Source organism: Phytoactinopolyspora halophila, assembly GCF_003287285.1.
Classification (GTDB): domain Bacteria; phylum Actinomycetota; class Actinomycetes; order Jiangellales; family Jiangellaceae; genus Phytoactinopolyspora_A; species Phytoactinopolyspora_A halophila.
Genome location: NZ_QMIG01000024.1, coordinates 21,909 through 36,803, shown reverse-complemented (window position 1 = coordinate 36,803; position 14,895 = coordinate 21,909). Strand labels below are relative to the sequence as shown.

Here is a 14,895-nt window from a genome sequence, read left to right as displayed (position 1 = left end):
GGCGGCGTGACGATGCGCGTGGGAGCTCGGGTGGGCATCGACGTCGGCGGGACACGGATAGGCGTGGCGGCCTCGGACGCCGGGGGATTGGTCGCGACACCTGTCGAGACGGTGCGGCGCGGCGAGGGTGACCTGCAGCGGCTGGCTCAGCTGATCGCGGAGCGCGAGGCGGTGGAGGTTATCGTAGGTCTGCCGCGGTCGCTGCGCGGACAGGAGGAGCTTGCCGCCGGAGAGGTTCGATCCTTTGCTGCCGCTTTGGCACGATATGTGGCACCATGTCCAGTCCGGTTGGTCGACGAGCGGATGACGACGGCGGTGGCGACCCGGCACATGCAAGCTCGGGGGATCTCCTCCCGGCGCAGCCGTAAGACGATCGACCAAGCGGCCGCTATGGTGATCTTGCAGGAGACCCTGGACATCGAGCGTGAGCACGGCGCACCGCCGGGAGAGGTTGTGACAGCAGCGTGATGACTCGCGCGGAATCGCCAGCCGATACACCACCGGGCCGGCGACGTGCAGCACGGCGCAAGAAGCGCAAGAAGCGTCGTCTCGGATCGTTCATGGCCGTGGTGCTGTCACTGGCGGTGGTCGGAGGGCTCATTGCGGGGCTCTACTACGGCGGCAGCGCCGTCATCAACGCCATGTCCGGGTTCATCAGCGATCCCGAGGACTATCCGGGTCCGGGGTTCGGCGAGGTGACGGTCACCATCGACGAGGGGGCGACACTGCGGGCCATGGGCTCCACACTCGCCGAGTCCGATGTCGTCGCCAGCCAGCAAGCATTCATCCACGCGGCCGAACGCAACCCGGGCGCGCGCCAGATCCAGCCCGGCACGTACACGCTGTCGCGGAAGATGAGCGCGGACGACGCCGTCGAAACGCTCGTGGAAACCGGCGGTGACCACGACCAGATCGTCATCCCTGAAGGATTCCGGCAGGATCAGATCCTCGAACGGCTGGCCCAGGACTCGGAATTCGAGGTGGAAGAGTTCGAGGAGGCACTCGACACGGTCGACCTGCCCGACTATGCCGACGGCGAGTTCGAAGGGTTCCTCTTCCCGGCCACGTACGAGCTTCGTGCCGATGCCACTCCGGAGTCACTGGTGCAGGCGATGATCGACCGTTTCGAGGATGCCGAACAGTCCCTGGATCTGGGCGAGAGAGCACAGGAGATCGACCGCAGCCTGTACGAGGTGGTGACCGTCGCCAGCATCGTCCAGCGTGAGGTCCGGCGGGACGAGGACATGCCCCGCGTCGCCGAAGTGATCTACAACCGGCTCGACGGGCAGTGTGCGGATGCCGGCGTTGGCAACCGGCTGCTGCAGATGGACTCCACCGTGCACTATGCGGCCAACGACTACTCCACCGTGTTCACGTCGGCGGAGATGCGCGAGATCGACTCTCCGTACAACACCTATCGCAACCCCGGTCTGCCGCCCGGCCCCATCGCGGCGCCCGGAGAGGCAGCTCTGGAAGCCGCAGTGGATCCGGTCGACGAGGGCAACTGCTTCTTCGTCACCGTCAATGTCGAAACCGGTGAGACGAAGTTCGCGCCCACCGAGACCGAGCACGAGAGCAACGTGCAGGAAATGCGGGAATACTGCCGCGAGAGCGGGAACTGCTGAGAGACGGGTCGAAAAGAGCGATGCCCGAACGCCATGCCGAACACGATCCCGCCGCACGCCGCTGCGCGGTGCTGGGATCACCGATCACCCATTCGCTGTCGCCTGCGATCCATAGCGCGGCCTACCAGTATCTCGGGCTGGACTGGCAGTACACCGCGCACGAGGTCGACGAGGACGGCCTGGCCGGTTTCGTCGCGGCACTTGACGAGACCTGGCGAGGGCTCTCGCTCACCATGCCGCTCAAGCGGGCCGTCTTCGATGTCGCCGGCGACGTGTCCGAGCTGGCCCGCACCGTCGGAGCGGCGAACACGTTGCTGCGCTCCGACGGCGGCGAGATGTTCGCCGACAACACCGATGTCCCCGGCGCCGTCGACGCGCTCCACGAGCGCGGGGTGGCCGCCCCGTCGACGGCGTGTGTCTGGGGCGGTGGGGCCACCGCCGCGAGCATGCTGGCGGCGCTGGCCACCATGGGTGCCGGACCCGCGCACGTACATGCCCGCTCGGAGCAGCGGGCCCGCCCGGCACTTGCCGTCGCCGACGCGATGGGCCAGCCTGCGACGACGTTGCCGTGGCAGGTCGCACCGCCGTGCGGGCAGGCAGAACTCACCGTGAACACTGCCCCGGCCGGAGCGCTCGATCCGCTCGCGGCCGAACTGTGTACCGCGGCCGGCCCGGATCGGGTGCTGTTCGACGTGCTCTACGACCCCTGGCCGACGGCCGTGGCGGCCGGCTGGCAGGAGCGTGACGGGATCGTCGTCGGCGGTCTCGATCTCCTCATTCACCAGGCCCTCGGCCAGTTGAGGCTGATGACCGGCCACGACGTGCCCGTGGCCGTCGCCCGCCGGGCGGCAGAAGACGCCCTGGCCGCGCGCGTCTCGTCGTGATCGCACTGCTGGCCGTATCCGGCCTGGTCGCGGGGGCGATGCTGCCGTGGATCATCGCCCGCATTCCGGATCGCCCACCAGCCGAGGGCACACGCCCTGCCAGCTCATACAGCTCCTATCGCGATCTGGCGGCACGGCGGGGCCTGCCGGTCATTCTCGCGCTGGCCACGTGCGCGAGCTGGACGCTCATCGGGTGGTCCGGGACCGACCTCGGCGTCGCGACGACGGCCGTGTACGCCCTGGTGGCTGCGCTTGGTGTGGCGATGGCCTACATCGACATCCGCGAGCACCGGCTGCCGGACTGGCTGACGTTCCCGGCGCTGGGCGTCGCGGCCATCGGCATGGCTGCCGCAGCAGCACTGTCGGGGCAGTGGACAGACTACGGACGGGCGTGGGCTGGCGCCGTAGCTGCGGTGGCGTTCTACCTTGTGCTCGCACTTTTGCGCCCGTCGGATCTGGGACTGGGTGATGTGAAGCTGGCCGGCACGATCGGGCTGCTGCTGGGCTGGATCAGCTGGCCCGTTCTGATTTTCGGGATCTTCGCCGGATTCGTCGTCGGGGCACTCGTAGGCGTCGTGTTGCTCGTTCTGGGCCGGGCCGGGCGTCGCAGCGCGATCCCGTTCGGCCCGGCCATGTTGGTGGGGGCGTTGATAGCCGTGACCTGGGGCGAATCCGTGGTTGAGGCGTATCTGGCGCTCTAGACCGTCGATTCCGTTCCACTCGTCTCGTCACCGCAACGGCAGATCCTGGTGCAGCGGGATGTGGGCGGCGATGCTCCATCAGTCCAGCTTGGGCTCCTGATGTGGCGTGCCCTTGAGCTCGTGGAACGCGGGAGTTCCCGCCACCAGGACGGTCCCGTCCCACAGCGCGGCAGCCTGCTCCCCGGTGGGGATCCGAGACAGCACGGGGCCGAAGAAGGCGATGCGTTCGCCCTGTTCGCCGGTGGTCGCGACGATGGGAGACCCGACGTGCGAACCGACTAGCTCGATGCCTTCGGCGTGGGAGGCGCGCACCACCGCGTCGTAGTCACTCGACGCCCCGACATCCGCCAGCTGCCGCGGCAGCCCCGCGCCGTCCAGCGCACTGTGAAGGTCGCCCAACCAGCCTTCCGCCCCGTGTGCACGGCTCCACATGGCGGTGTAGAGGCGGCCCAGCGCCGCGTGTCCGTATTCGTGCTGCACGGCGGCGCAGATCCGGACGGGTACCCAGAGGTATCCTTCCGGGTCGCCTTCCGGATCGTCGTCGCGACCCTCGTTGAGCACGGACAAGCTCATCACGCGCCAACGAATCGCGATCGCCCGGAGCTCGGAGACTTCCAGGAGCCATCGCGAGGTGATCCAGGTGTACGGGCAGGAGGGGTCGAACCAGAAGTCCACGATCTGCTGCTCTGCCGTCACTGCCGCTCCTTGCCCGATTCGGTTCCTCGCCCGGTTCCGGGCCGCCGCTGCGTGGCTGCCACCGACAGGCTAGACCGCGAGGGTCAGATCCGCGACTCGCCGGCGGATATCGGAAATCTGTGACCACTCTCGTGAGGGGTGAACCCGGTTGGTGAGCAAGATCGTCACGGTTCGCAGGTACGGGGTGACGACGAGTGACGTTCCGGTGAAGCCGGTGTGCCCGAACGCCCCGTGGGCAGCGAGATCGCCCATGAACGAGCGATCGCCGATACGCGGGCCGAGTCCCTGGCCGTAGCCGGGATCGATGGTGGCGGGCAGCTGGTTCGAGGTGAGCAGCTCGACGGAATCGGCGCGCAGGATCCGTTCGCCGCCGAGCTCGCCACCGCGCCGCAGCATCTCGGCGAACCGGGCGAGGTCGGTGGCCGTGCTGAAGAGGCCGGCGTTGCCCGCCGTACCACCCAGCGACCAGCTCGTCTCGTCGTGGACCTCGCCTCGAACCATGTTCCGGCCGGTGTACGGCTGATACTCCGTGGCGGCGCTGCGCTCGATGAGCTGGCGGTTCGGGAGGTAGCGCGTATCGCTCAGCCGCAACGGGGTCAGGATCGCCTCGTCGACCAGGCGCGCGAGCCGGGTTCCGGTGACGCGTTCGAGCAGGAGTCCGAGCACGATATAGCCGACGCACGAGTACTCGTGGTGCGAGCCCGGCATCCGGTTCAGCGGCGTCTCGAAGATCGCGGCCCGCCGGCGGCTCGGGGACGGTACCTCCCACAGCCGCTGAATGGCGGGCAGCCCGGACGTGTGCGTCAGGAGCTGCCGGACGGTGATCTGCCCGCGCTGGTCCTCGCTCCACTCCGGAATCTTCGACGCGACCGGCGCGTCGAGGCTGATGACCTCCTCTTCCACGAGCGTCATGGTGGTCACCGCGGTGAACAGCTTGCTCAACGAGGCGATGTCGAAGACCGTGTCGGTGCTCATCGGCACCCGCTCGTCTGGCGGTAACTCGACAACCTCGACAACTTTGTCGGCAGCGCCATCGTCCGCGGCGCCGTAGCGCACGGCGTCGCCGACCGCGACGTGGTCGAGGACCTCGCCGTCGCGCATGAGCAGGGCCACCGCGCCAGGGTAGAGCCCCCTCTGGGGCGGCTGGTCACCTCCGCCGAGCTGCTGAGCGGTGTGCGACCGGGGAGGCTCGGCGTACAGCTCGGCATCGAGGAGATCGCGGAGTTTGCTCATCCCTGCCACCTTAGCGTCGGGGGCGCGGGAGCAGAGCGGGCAGCCGATCACGCGGCGTCGAGGGTTGACACCCCAGGGGCGGGACTCTACGTTCAGAGGTCAGACCTTTGCCCCGATGTTCGTGGCGATCACGGCGGACCAGGAAGGGCGTGCTGTCCGACATGCGTGGTACGAGCAGGCTAGTTCGATCATTAGGGCTGGGCATGGTGGCCATGGTCACCGTGCCCACCGCGGCCGTGACCGTCGGAGCGCAGGCGCCCGCCGGGCAGGTCGCCGCCGATCACGTCGTCACGATCGACGGCGGCGACTCGGGGCGCGCGTTCGACGGTGTCGGGGGTGTGAGCGCGGGTGCGTCGTCGCGGCTGCTGGTGGATTATCCGGAGCAGGAACGCGACGAGATCCTCGACTACCTTTTCGCGCCGGCCTACGGGGCGGCCCTCGATGTCTTGAAGGTCGAGATCGGCGGCGACATCGACTCCACCGCAGGCGCCGAAGCGAGCCATATGCGCTCTCCGGATGAGGTGGACTGCTCGCGTGGTTACGAGTGGTGGCTGATGGCGGAGGCGCAGGAGCGCAACCCGGACATCGCCTTTTACGGGCTGCCATGGGGAGCGCCGGGCTGGTTCGAGGAGTACTGGTCGGCTGATCGCATCGATTACCTCATGTCCTGGATGGACTGCGCGAAGCAGCACGGATTCGAGATCGACTATCTGGGCGCCGCGAACGAGAGTGGCGCCGATCGCGACAGCTACGTGAACCTGCGAAACGCGCTCGACGCCAACGGGTACTCCGACACCGACGTCGTCGCGAGCGACAACCACGCGCCGCCGGACTACTGGTTCGTTGCCGACCAGATGCAGGACGACCCGGAGTTCGCCGACGCCGTCGACGTTCTGGGCGAGCACGACGTCTGCGTGTGGCGCACCGAGCAGCGCACATGCCATGTCAGCGAGGCGGCGTTGGCGCTGGACAAGCCGCTGTGGGACAGCGAGAACAGCACCCAGGACTACGTGGTCGGCGCCCAGCCGCTGGCGCGCGCCATGAACCGGCACTACATCGACGCGCAGGTGACCGGGAACCTCAACTGGGCGCTGCTCGGGGCCTGGTACGACAACTTCCCCATCGGCGGGACGGGATTGATGCTGGCCGACCGCCCGTGGTCGGGCTACTACGAGGTCGGACCGAGCATCTGGGTCGACGCCCACACCACCCAGTTCACTGACCCGGGCTGGCGGTACCTGGACGGTGCGAGCGACTACACACCTGCCGGTGCGAGCTATGTGAGCCTGCGCTCGCCGGAGACGGACGACTACACGGTCGTCATCGAGACGCTCGACTCGACGACCGCCGAGACGCTGACCTTTGACGTGACCGGGGGGTTGTCGACCGATCCCGTCCACGTGTGGTCGACCGATCTGGAAACGGCCAGCACGGAGGACGACTTCATCGACCAGGAAAGCGTGGACGTGCACGACGGCTCGTTCGACGTCACGGTCGAGCCGGGACACGTCTACACGCTCTCCACGACGGCCGGTCAGGCGAAGGGTTCGGCGCAGTCCAGCGCTGACCCGGGTGAGCAGCTGCAGGTGCCCTACACGGAAGACTTCGACGACGTCGACACGGGCGGCCTGGCGCCGTACTTCTCCGATGTCCACGGCGGCTTCGAAGCCGTGCCATGCGCCGGTGACCGGGAGGGAACGTGCTATCAGCAGATGGTCACGCAGGAGCCGATGTCCTGGCACGGCCACTCGATGTCACCGACCACCATGGTGGGAGACCCGCGATGGTGGGGGAACTACGAGGTCGGCGTCGACGCCCGGATGCTCGATGCGGGCTACGTGGAGCTCGCGGGCCGAGTGGACAGCCAGCAGCACGCCGTCGCTGGTTATCACGTGCAGGTGACACATGACGGCGAGTGGCGCCTCTACAGCCAGGACGTGCAGGGCGAGGACACCGAGCTAGCGTCCGGCGAGACAGCACCGCCCGGTACAAACTCGTGGCACCGGCTCGGCCTGCGTTTCCGCGGCGAGACGGTCACGGCGTTGCTCGACGGCGAGGAACTCGCCACGGTGGAGGACGCCAGCCACACCACCGGACAGGTGGGCCTGCGGGTCAGCGGCTGGAACCGCGCCCAGTTCGACGATCTCAGGGTGACACCGAACGGTCCGGCGCCACGTTTCGTGCCGCATTCGCAGATGACCGCCACGGCCACGAGCGAGCATGCCGGGAACGACGCGGGACACACGTACACGGTGGATGAGGCGATCGACGACCGGCTCTGGTCGGAGTGGCGCTCGGAGTACGCGCCGCCCGCCCCGCTGCCGCAGTCGATCACCCTCGATCTCGGCCGTACCCGGCAGGTGCACGGAGTCGCCTACACGCCACCAGTGACCCGGGCGCCCGGACTGATCACGTCGTACGAGGTGTATACGAGCCAGGACGGTCACGACTTCGCCCAGGTGGCCAGCGGCCGGTGGGACGAAACCAGGGCAACCAAGACGGCACCGTTTTCCGAGCCGGTCAAAGCTCGCTACGTTCGCCTGCAAGCCACCGAGGCTACGGGCTGCCCGCAGCCGGCCACGGTGACCGAGCTGAATGTGGCGACGACGCCCCTGGCCGAGCTGGGCGCCGACGGGTCCGGAGACGGCCCGGCACCGGAGTTCCCGGCGGTCGTTCCGCGGGCCGAGATGAGCGCCAGCGCGACCAGCCAGCAGCCCGGCTACGAGGCGGACAAGGCCATCGACGGTGACTGCCAGACCATGTGGCACCAGTCATTCGATCCGTACGAGGCGCCACCGCAGTCGATCACGTTCGACCTGGGGGACACCTACGACACGTCGGGATTGGTCTACGAGCCGCGGCAGGACGGCAACCGCAACGGGATGATCACGGATTACGAGATCTCGGTCAGCTCCGACGGCGAGACGTTCACCGAGGTGCAGGCCGGCCAGTGGGCCGCTGATGACACCACGAAGTACGCCGAGTGGAGCGCGACGGCCGCGCGGTACGTGCGGCTACACGCGCTCGAAGGCTTCAACGGACACGTCTCCGCGGCAGAAGTCGGCATCGCTCACACGAGCGAGTGATCGTGGCACGGTTATCATGACGACGTTGCGAGTGCTCGGCATGATCTCTGGTACGAGCCACGACGGGATCGACGTGGCCGTGGTGGAGTTCGACCTGGAGGACGGCACGAACGGCGCCGGCCACGGCGAGGGCGAAGGCGTGCTGCACGGAAACGTGCTGTACACGACGAGTCATGCCTACGACGCGTCGTTGCGCTCACGGTTGCGGGAGAGCCTGCCCCCGTCGGAACCGGGATTCGCGGAGATGTGCGAGCTGGATACGTCCATCGGGCAGGCCTTCGCCGCCGCGGCGGCCGATGCCGCCGATGTCGCGGGACCGCTGGACCTGATCTGCTCACATGGCCAGACGGTGTACCACTGGGTCGAGGGCACCCGCGCCCGGGGCACGTTGCAGATCGGGCAACCGGCGTGGATCGCCGAACGTACCGGCGTGCCGGTGCTCTCGGACGTGCGCGGCCGCGACATCGCTGCCGGTGGCCATGGCGCGCCGCTCGTGCCGCTGCTCGACGTGCTGCTCCTGGCCGGCGTGCCGGGGCGCCCGGCGGCGCTGAACCTGGGCGGCATCGCGAACATCACCGTGCCGGGCGGTACCGGATCCCGTCCCGTCGCCTACGACGTCGGCCCCGCCAACGCCTTGATCGACGCCGCCGCGCTGCTGGCAGAACCCGACGGGCCGGGTTACGACGCCGGCGGCGCGCTCGGCGCTGCCGGCACGGTGCACGACGACTTGCTGGAGGATCTGCTCGCCGAGCCGTACTACGCGCTGTCCCCGCCCAAGAGCACGGGCAAGGAGCTGTTCCACGACGCGTACCTGGCCCGGATGCTGGCCCGGTACCCGGACGTCGGCTACTCCGACGTGGTGGCGACGGTCACGGCGCTCACCGCCCGGACCGTGGCGCGGGCGGCCCGTGGCCACGGCGTCGACACGCTCGTCGTCTCGGGCGGCGGCTGGCACAACCCGGTGCTGCGTTCGCTGCTGGACGCCGAGATCCCCGAGGTCACGCTCCGGCCCTCCAGCGAGCTGGGCGCGCCCGTGGACGCGAAGGAGGCCATCGCGTTCGCCCTGATCGGCTGGCACAGCTGGTTCGGCCTCGCGGGAACCGTGCCGGCATGTACCGGCGCGGTGCGGCCGGTGATCCTGGGGAGCTTCACGCCCGGTGAGACGCCGCTGACGCTGCCCGAGCCCCGCACCGCCGCGCCATCGGTGCTGTACCTGGGAGACGGGATCAGTCGAAGTCGGGGGAGACGTTGACGCAACCGAGGCGGTCTCCCGCCGCGCCGGCCTCGCCCTCGGCGGTGGCGGTGTGCCGCTGGTGCAGCACGACCGAGTTCGCTTCTCCGGAGCGGGGAAGCCAGTCCACGGTGGCTTCCGACTCGCCGTGGCCCGCGCCATCCGTGGTGAGGTCGAGCCAGACCTCGTTCTCCGGATTGGCGTATTCGGGATCCGTCGACGGCTGCTCGGGGTCGGGCTCGTCCTGATAGTGCGGCCCGGAATCCTCCGGCTCCTGCCCGCAGGGATCGGTGTGCAGGTGAGCGCCGAAGTCGCGATCGGCCTGTACGCTGTCGAGCACGAGAGTGTACGTGGAGCCGTCGCCGGTGGAGCTCGCCGTCAGCTCGACGTCGCTTCCCGCCGGCAACGCGCCCTCGTCGTACGTGACGGCGACGGCATCCTCGTCGAACGGCTCGGCCGGTTGGAAGCTGGCGTTCACGCTCGTCTCCGTGTGGCTCGTGCATCCCGCGATGGCCAGCAGGAAGGCGGCGAGCACGACGGAGATCAGCAGGCGGGCCGCGGATCCGGAATCGTGCATCGGCAGCGAGAGTACCTGCTCGGTTACCGAGCTGTACGCCCGATCGGGAGAATCATGTACCGTGCCGCCAGTCGGCTGAAGCATTCGAGAGGAAGGTCCGCCCGGTGCGAATCTCCGTCATCGGCACTGGCTACCTCGGCGCGGTCCATGCCGTCGGGATGGCCGAGCTGGGTCACACCGTCGTCGGCGTCGACGTCGACGAGACAAAGGTCGCGGCGCTCTCGCGAGGGGAGGCGCCGTTCTACGAGCCTGGCCTGGACGAGCTCCTGCGCAAGCACGTCGGCACCGAGCGGCTGCGATACACGACGGACATGGCCGAGATCGAGGGCTGTGACGTGCACTTCATCTGTGTCGGAACGCCGCAGCGGCGCGACGGGCTCGGTGCCGACCTGACCCATGTCGATCGTGCAGTGGACGCCCTCGCTCCGCATCTGAACGGCTCGTGCGTGGTGGTCGGCAAATCGACCGTACCGGTCGGTACCGCCCGCAGGCTCGCCGATCGGCTGGCCAAGCTCGTCTCCTCCAGTGCCGACGTCGATCTGGCCTGGAACCCGGAGTTTCTCCGCGAGGGCTTCGCCGTCTCGGACACGCTGTATCCGGACCGGCTGGTGCTCGGGGTGAGCACGCAGCGCGCCGAAGAACGGTTACGCGAGGTCTATGCCCGTGCGATCGAGGCGACGACACCCGTGGTCGTCACCGATCTGGCGACGGCCGAGCTGGTCAAGGTGTCGGCGAACGCGTTCCTGGCCACCAAGATCTCGTTCATCAACGCGATCTCGGAGATCTGCGAGGTCGCCGGAGCGGACGTGACGCAGCTGGCGGACGCGATCGGCCACGACGAGCGGATCGGGCGCAAGTTCCTCAACGCCGGCCTGGGATTCGGGGGTGGCTGCCTGCCCAAGGACATCCGGGCGTTCATGGCGCGGGCAGGTGAGCTGGGCGCGTCGCACGCGCTGAGTTTCCTCGGCGAGGTGGATGCGATCAACGTGCGGCGGCGGGAGCGGGTCGCCGAGATCGCCCGGGAGCTGGCGGGCGGCCACCTGATCGGGCGGCGCATCGCCGTTCTCGGGGCGGCGTTCAAACCGGAATCCGACGACGTCCGCGACTCCCCGGCACTCAACGTCGCCGGGCGGCTCCAGCTCCAGGGCGCACACGTGGCCGTCTACGATCCCAAGGCGATGGAGAACGCACGTGCGGTCTTCCCGACGCTGGAGTACGCGCCGGCGGCCGTCGACGCGTGCCGTGGCGCCGACGTGGTGCTGCACCTGACCGAGTGGCGGGAGTTCCGCGAGCTCGACCCGCGCGAGCTCGCGGACGTCGTGGCAGCACGCAACGTTGTCGACGGGCGCAATTGCCTGGACGCCGCCGGCTGGCGGGCTGCGGGCTGGACGTATCGCGGCCTGGGCCGGCCGTAGAGTCTCAGCCGTCAGCGAGCAGCTCGATGCCTTGCTCGGCGATACCCGCGATGAGCGCGAGTTGTTCGACCAGGGCGGCGTCGTCGCTTGCGAGCTGGACGACCAGGGTGTGTGCCACGCTGGCGTCGTCCTCCAAGTACCACGACAGCGAGAGCACACCCGGTGCGCTGCCTCCCTTGTAGGCGACATATGGCCAGTCGTCCTCGTTGACGGCCACACCGGGGTTGATGGTGAGCAGGTCCCGCACCGTCCCGGTGTCGTCCTCGGCCGCGAGCTCCTGGAGTTCCTCGTACGCGGCGGCGACATCAGCTCCGGTGGCGAACCAGCCGATGCCGGATGACCAGACGGGATCGGTCACGGCGGCGGCGTCGACGTCCAGCTCGCCACGGGGAACGTCGTCGAGGATGGCGCCGCGCCGCTCGGGGTCCGCGTGCTGCCATTCTTCCCGTCGTTGCGGATCCGACCATCCCAGCCAGAACAGCTCCCGCGTGGTGAGGAAGGGGTCGAGCAGCCGGGGGTCGTGATGGCCCATGGCGGCGACCGCTTCTTCGACGGCGTCGCGTCCAACCAGCTCGATGAGCATGTCCGTGGCCGTGTTGTCACTGATAGAAATCATCTTCTCGGCAGCCTCGGCCACGGTCACGGATGTGCCGGTGTCCGCCTCCTGCAATTCTCCGCTGGGCAGGCTGCGCACCTCGTCGGTGACGGTGACCTGGTCTTCCCAGGAGATCTCGCCGTCGAGAACGGCGCGCTGGACGGCGCCGAGAACGTACAGCTTGAAGACGGAGCCGAGCGGCAGGATCTCGTCGCCGGCGTTCTGGTGGACGGCTTCCCAGGAGTCGCCATCGTGGTGGGCGGCATAGACGCTGACCTGCGCGCCGGTCTCGGTCAAGGCGGCGTCGAACTCCTCCCAGCTATCGACCTCGGGAACGTCCGCGGCCTCCTGGATGTAGAGCAGGTTGATCCGCTCGTCGTCGTCGATTCCGACGTGCAGCTGCCATTCGGTGTCGTCAGTGCCGGCGAGGATGAGCGTGGCCACCTGCCCGTCGCTCTGAAAGGACGTCGGCGTGTACGGTCCGCCCGCCCGCAGCTGCGCGAACATCGGGCCGACCTCGTCAGGCTCGACCTGGTTCAAGAACTCGTCGTCGAAGCGCTCGGCCGCCGTCTCCGGATCCGGGCCGGAGCCGGCGGCGAGCTGGTCGAGCACCCATTGGACCTGGGATCCGAGGGGATCGTCGGGAATCTCGACCTCGCCCTGCGCACCGGCCTCCTCGGTGGCCGCGGTGTCCCGCTCGGGGCCGTCGTTCCCGGTGTCGCCATCGTCGCCAGAACAGGACGTGAGCGCGAGCACGAGGGCGATAGATGCCTTGAGGACCAGTTGCCGCACGTAGTTGTTCTAGCATTGCCCGCGCACGCACGACACGGCGGGTGCCAGCAGGACGCCACGTGCCGCATTCGGGATATGACAAAGTGAATATCGGGTCATGACATATCGGTCAAGCCGCCTCCTGCGTTGCATGACTAGAGATATGCCTAGCTCGAAATTTATTTGTCACACCTCTTTACTCTCTGTAGCGATCTGGTTATAGTCATTGCATCGCCCGCCGGATCTTCCGGAAATGGCTAGCCAGGGTCAGGCGGGGAGACACCCGGAGGTACTCGAAGGAGGGTTCATGTATCACCTCTTGGATTCGCTCGCCAACCTCGTCGAAGAAATCCTCAAGGCACTAGGCCTCGCCTGATTAGAAATTTGGCCACACCATCGTCAGGCTAGATTTCCGGCGGTTTCACCGAACGTTCACAACACGGGGGCCGCGTGTCACGGGGGAGCGCGGTAAACGTCCGGTCCGTCGGAAATCTAGCCGGCGAGGAATCACGGGGGAAAGGCCCGTGTGTGCCACAGATTCGCTCTGGCACACACGGGCCTGTCATGTGTCCCCGGGCGTCACGTCATGCGGCAACGTGGTCCGCGCCGCGCGCAAGAACGCGTAGGGCGTCCGGCGGCCGAAGTTGGCCACCCGGGAGGTGTACACGTCGGCATAGCGCTCGACCTGCCGGGCGAACAGGCTCTTGTCGTTGCCGGCACGCATCAGCGGACCCCAGGTGGGGTTGCCGAGCTCGGCTGCCGCCTTGGCCAGCGGCGTGATCTGCTGATCCAGCTCGCGTAGCTGCTCGAGCAGCTTGCCCACCGACGGGCCGTCCGACGTCGGCTGGCCGTTGTGCGCGGCATCGTGCCGCACGTTTGCCAGCCGGGTCTGAGCCACCTGATCTTCGAGTTCCACCTTCCGCGCCATCAAGCGCTGTAGCTGCTCCTCGTCGCTCGCGAACCGCGCGGCGTCGGCGATCTCGGCTTCCAGCTCGCGCATGATCAGCGCGGTACGCCAGCGCAGGACGGACTTCGTGACGTGTACGTCGCCAAAGAGGTGGTCACCGGCATACAGGATCTGGGCCCCGTCGAGGCCGAGGCTCTGCTCGACGAGGCGGGCACAGGCACCGTGGTAGATCTCGCCGACCTCCAGCAGCCCCGGATGTGGTTTGAGCAGGCCCTCATCCGGATCGACCACGCGAAAGGCCGGGATGTCCTCGGCGAAGAAGCGGGGCTTGCTCGCCGAGACGACAACGATGTCGAACAGGTCACGCCACGATCCGCTGGGCAGGTGACGGTCGAAGACGTAGCTCATCATGGCGCGGGTGTACGGCAGCTCGCTGTTCGTGATCAGTAGCAGCCGTTTGCCGGCGAGGCGCTGATCGAGCAACGTCTCCGCGGTCTCGGGATCGAGTTCGCAGAACCGATCCGGATCCGCCGCGATCTCCGCCTTCAGCGTGCCGACGGCGTGCGACTCGTCAAGGGCGGACGACACCGCGCGGTAGAGCTCGTCGTAGCCGAGCGGTCCGTCGAGGAGGCCGGCGTCGAGGCGGTCGACGAGCTGGGCGTACAGGGCGGCCTCGGAGATGGAGAACAGCGTGTTCAGGAATCGGAAGCGCGGTTCGGCGAGGTCGACGAAGACCCCGGCATAGGCGCGGCGCAGCTCGTCAAAGGTGAGCTGGCGGGTACCGTGCTGGGCCTGGATGACATAGCCGAACCGGGTCGCCTTCACGAGGTTTCCCAGGTCGAGATCGATGACCAGGCCCTGGGTGTAGTGATCAGCGTCGAACGCGACGTCGTGGACCGGAAACCCGCGTTCGGCCAGCAAGCGCCGCCCGTGCTCGAAGGCGGATCCCTCCCACTCGTCGGTACGGTAGTGGATGAGCGTGTAATCCATGTCGTAGCCGATCGCTTCGACCGACCGCAGGTTGAGCGTCCGGTTGGCGTAGATGCCTCGCTCGGGCTGGGATGTCACGTCCTCGACGCTAGCATTCGCCGTTATGCTTCCTCGGGGTTTGTTCGGCGTCGGTACCCCACGATAAGGTGCGCGCATTGATAACGGGTAGATCACAACTTGATGA

The 14,895-nt window shown here is 68.0% G+C and carries 12 protein-coding genes; 7 read left to right on the top strand and 5 right to left on the bottom strand.

The genetic code is table 11. From position 1 onward, the window contains the following. Nucleotides 1-12: 12 nt before the first annotated feature. From ruvX to DPM12_RS18240, 4 genes are read left to right on the top strand one after another with little or no spacing between them, the layout of a single operon-like run. Nucleotides 13-468: a Holliday junction resolvase RuvX gene (gene ruvX / locus DPM12_RS18255; protein ID WP_112259826.1), complete on the top strand. Its 456-nt coding sequence runs from the start codon at nucleotides 13-15 to the stop codon at nucleotides 466-468. Next, on the top strand, nucleotides 468-1,625 hold the full coding sequence (gene mltG / locus DPM12_RS18250) for an endolytic transglycosylase MltG (protein ID WP_112259789.1): 1,158 nt from the start codon (nucleotides 468-470) through the stop codon (nucleotides 1,623-1,625). Before ruvX ends, mltG begins: the two co-directional genes overlap by 1 nt. A 20-nt stretch (nucleotides 1,626-1,645) precedes the next feature. Continuing rightward, nucleotides 1,646-2,509, top strand: coding sequence for a shikimate dehydrogenase (locus tag DPM12_RS18245; RefSeq protein WP_112259788.1), 864 nt, complete (start codon nucleotides 1,646-1,648; stop codon nucleotides 2,507-2,509). Continuing rightward, on the top strand, nucleotides 2,506-3,210 hold the full coding sequence (locus DPM12_RS18240) for a prepilin peptidase (RefSeq protein WP_112259787.1): 705 nt from the start codon (nucleotides 2,506-2,508) through the stop codon (nucleotides 3,208-3,210). The genes DPM12_RS18245 and DPM12_RS18240 overlap by 4 nt, the downstream gene beginning before the upstream one ends. Nucleotides 3,211-3,288: 78 nt before the next feature. Here DPM12_RS18240 and DPM12_RS18235 read toward each other — a convergent pair whose 3' ends face one another. Beyond that, on the bottom strand, nucleotides 3,289-3,906 hold the full coding sequence (locus DPM12_RS18235; protein ID WP_164465294.1) for a DsbA family protein: 618 nt from the start codon (nucleotides 3,904-3,906) through the stop codon (nucleotides 3,289-3,291). Between the two features lie 69 nt (nucleotides 3,907-3,975). Next, the gene (locus tag DPM12_RS18230) at nucleotides 3,976-5,139 is read right to left on the bottom strand and encodes a serine hydrolase domain-containing protein (protein WP_112259786.1); all 1,164 of its coding nucleotides are present in this window, start codon (nucleotides 5,137-5,139) and stop codon (nucleotides 3,976-3,978) included. Nucleotides 5,140-5,351: 212 nt separating this feature from the next. Here DPM12_RS18230 and DPM12_RS18225 point away from each other — a divergent pair, with 212 nt between their 5' ends. After that, on the top strand, nucleotides 5,352-8,225 hold the full coding sequence (locus DPM12_RS18225) for a discoidin domain-containing protein (protein ID WP_158542943.1): 2,874 nt from the start codon (nucleotides 5,352-5,354) through the stop codon (nucleotides 8,223-8,225). A 25-nt stretch (nucleotides 8,226-8,250) separates the two neighbouring features. Continuing rightward, nucleotides 8,251-9,477, top strand: coding sequence for an anhydro-N-acetylmuramic acid kinase (locus DPM12_RS18220; RefSeq protein WP_112259824.1), 1,227 nt, complete (start codon nucleotides 8,251-8,253; stop codon nucleotides 9,475-9,477). Here the strand turns inward: DPM12_RS18220 and DPM12_RS18215 are convergent. Further along, nucleotides 9,452-10,033 carry a superoxide dismutase family protein gene (locus tag DPM12_RS18215; protein ID WP_123788487.1) on the bottom strand — a complete coding sequence of 194 codons (582 nt, stop codon included), beginning with the start codon at nucleotides 10,031-10,033 and terminating at the stop codon, nucleotides 9,452-9,454. The two genes, DPM12_RS18220 and DPM12_RS18215, sit on opposite strands and share 26 nt — an antisense overlap. Before the next feature lie 104 nt (nucleotides 10,034-10,137). Here DPM12_RS18215 and DPM12_RS18210 point away from each other — a divergent pair, with 104 nt between their 5' ends. Next, a complete protein-coding gene (locus DPM12_RS18210; protein WP_112259783.1) occupies nucleotides 10,138-11,448 on the top strand; it encodes a UDP-glucose dehydrogenase family protein in 1,311 nt (436 codons plus the stop codon). 4 nt (nucleotides 11,449-11,452) lie between these two features. Here the strand turns inward: DPM12_RS18210 and DPM12_RS18205 are convergent, their stop codons facing one another. Both DPM12_RS18205 and DPM12_RS18200 read right to left on the bottom strand, forming a co-directional pair. Continuing rightward, nucleotides 11,453-12,835: a serine hydrolase gene (locus tag DPM12_RS18205; protein ID WP_112259782.1), complete on the bottom strand. Its 1,383-nt coding sequence runs from the start codon at nucleotides 12,833-12,835 to the stop codon at nucleotides 11,453-11,455. A 541-nt stretch (nucleotides 12,836-13,376) separates the two neighbouring features. After that, nucleotides 13,377-14,789 carry an HAD-IG family 5'-nucleotidase gene (locus DPM12_RS18200; protein WP_211659115.1) on the bottom strand — a complete coding sequence of 471 codons (1,413 nt, stop codon included), beginning with the start codon at nucleotides 14,787-14,789 and terminating at the stop codon, nucleotides 13,377-13,379. Nucleotides 14,790-14,895 lie beyond the last annotated feature (106 nt).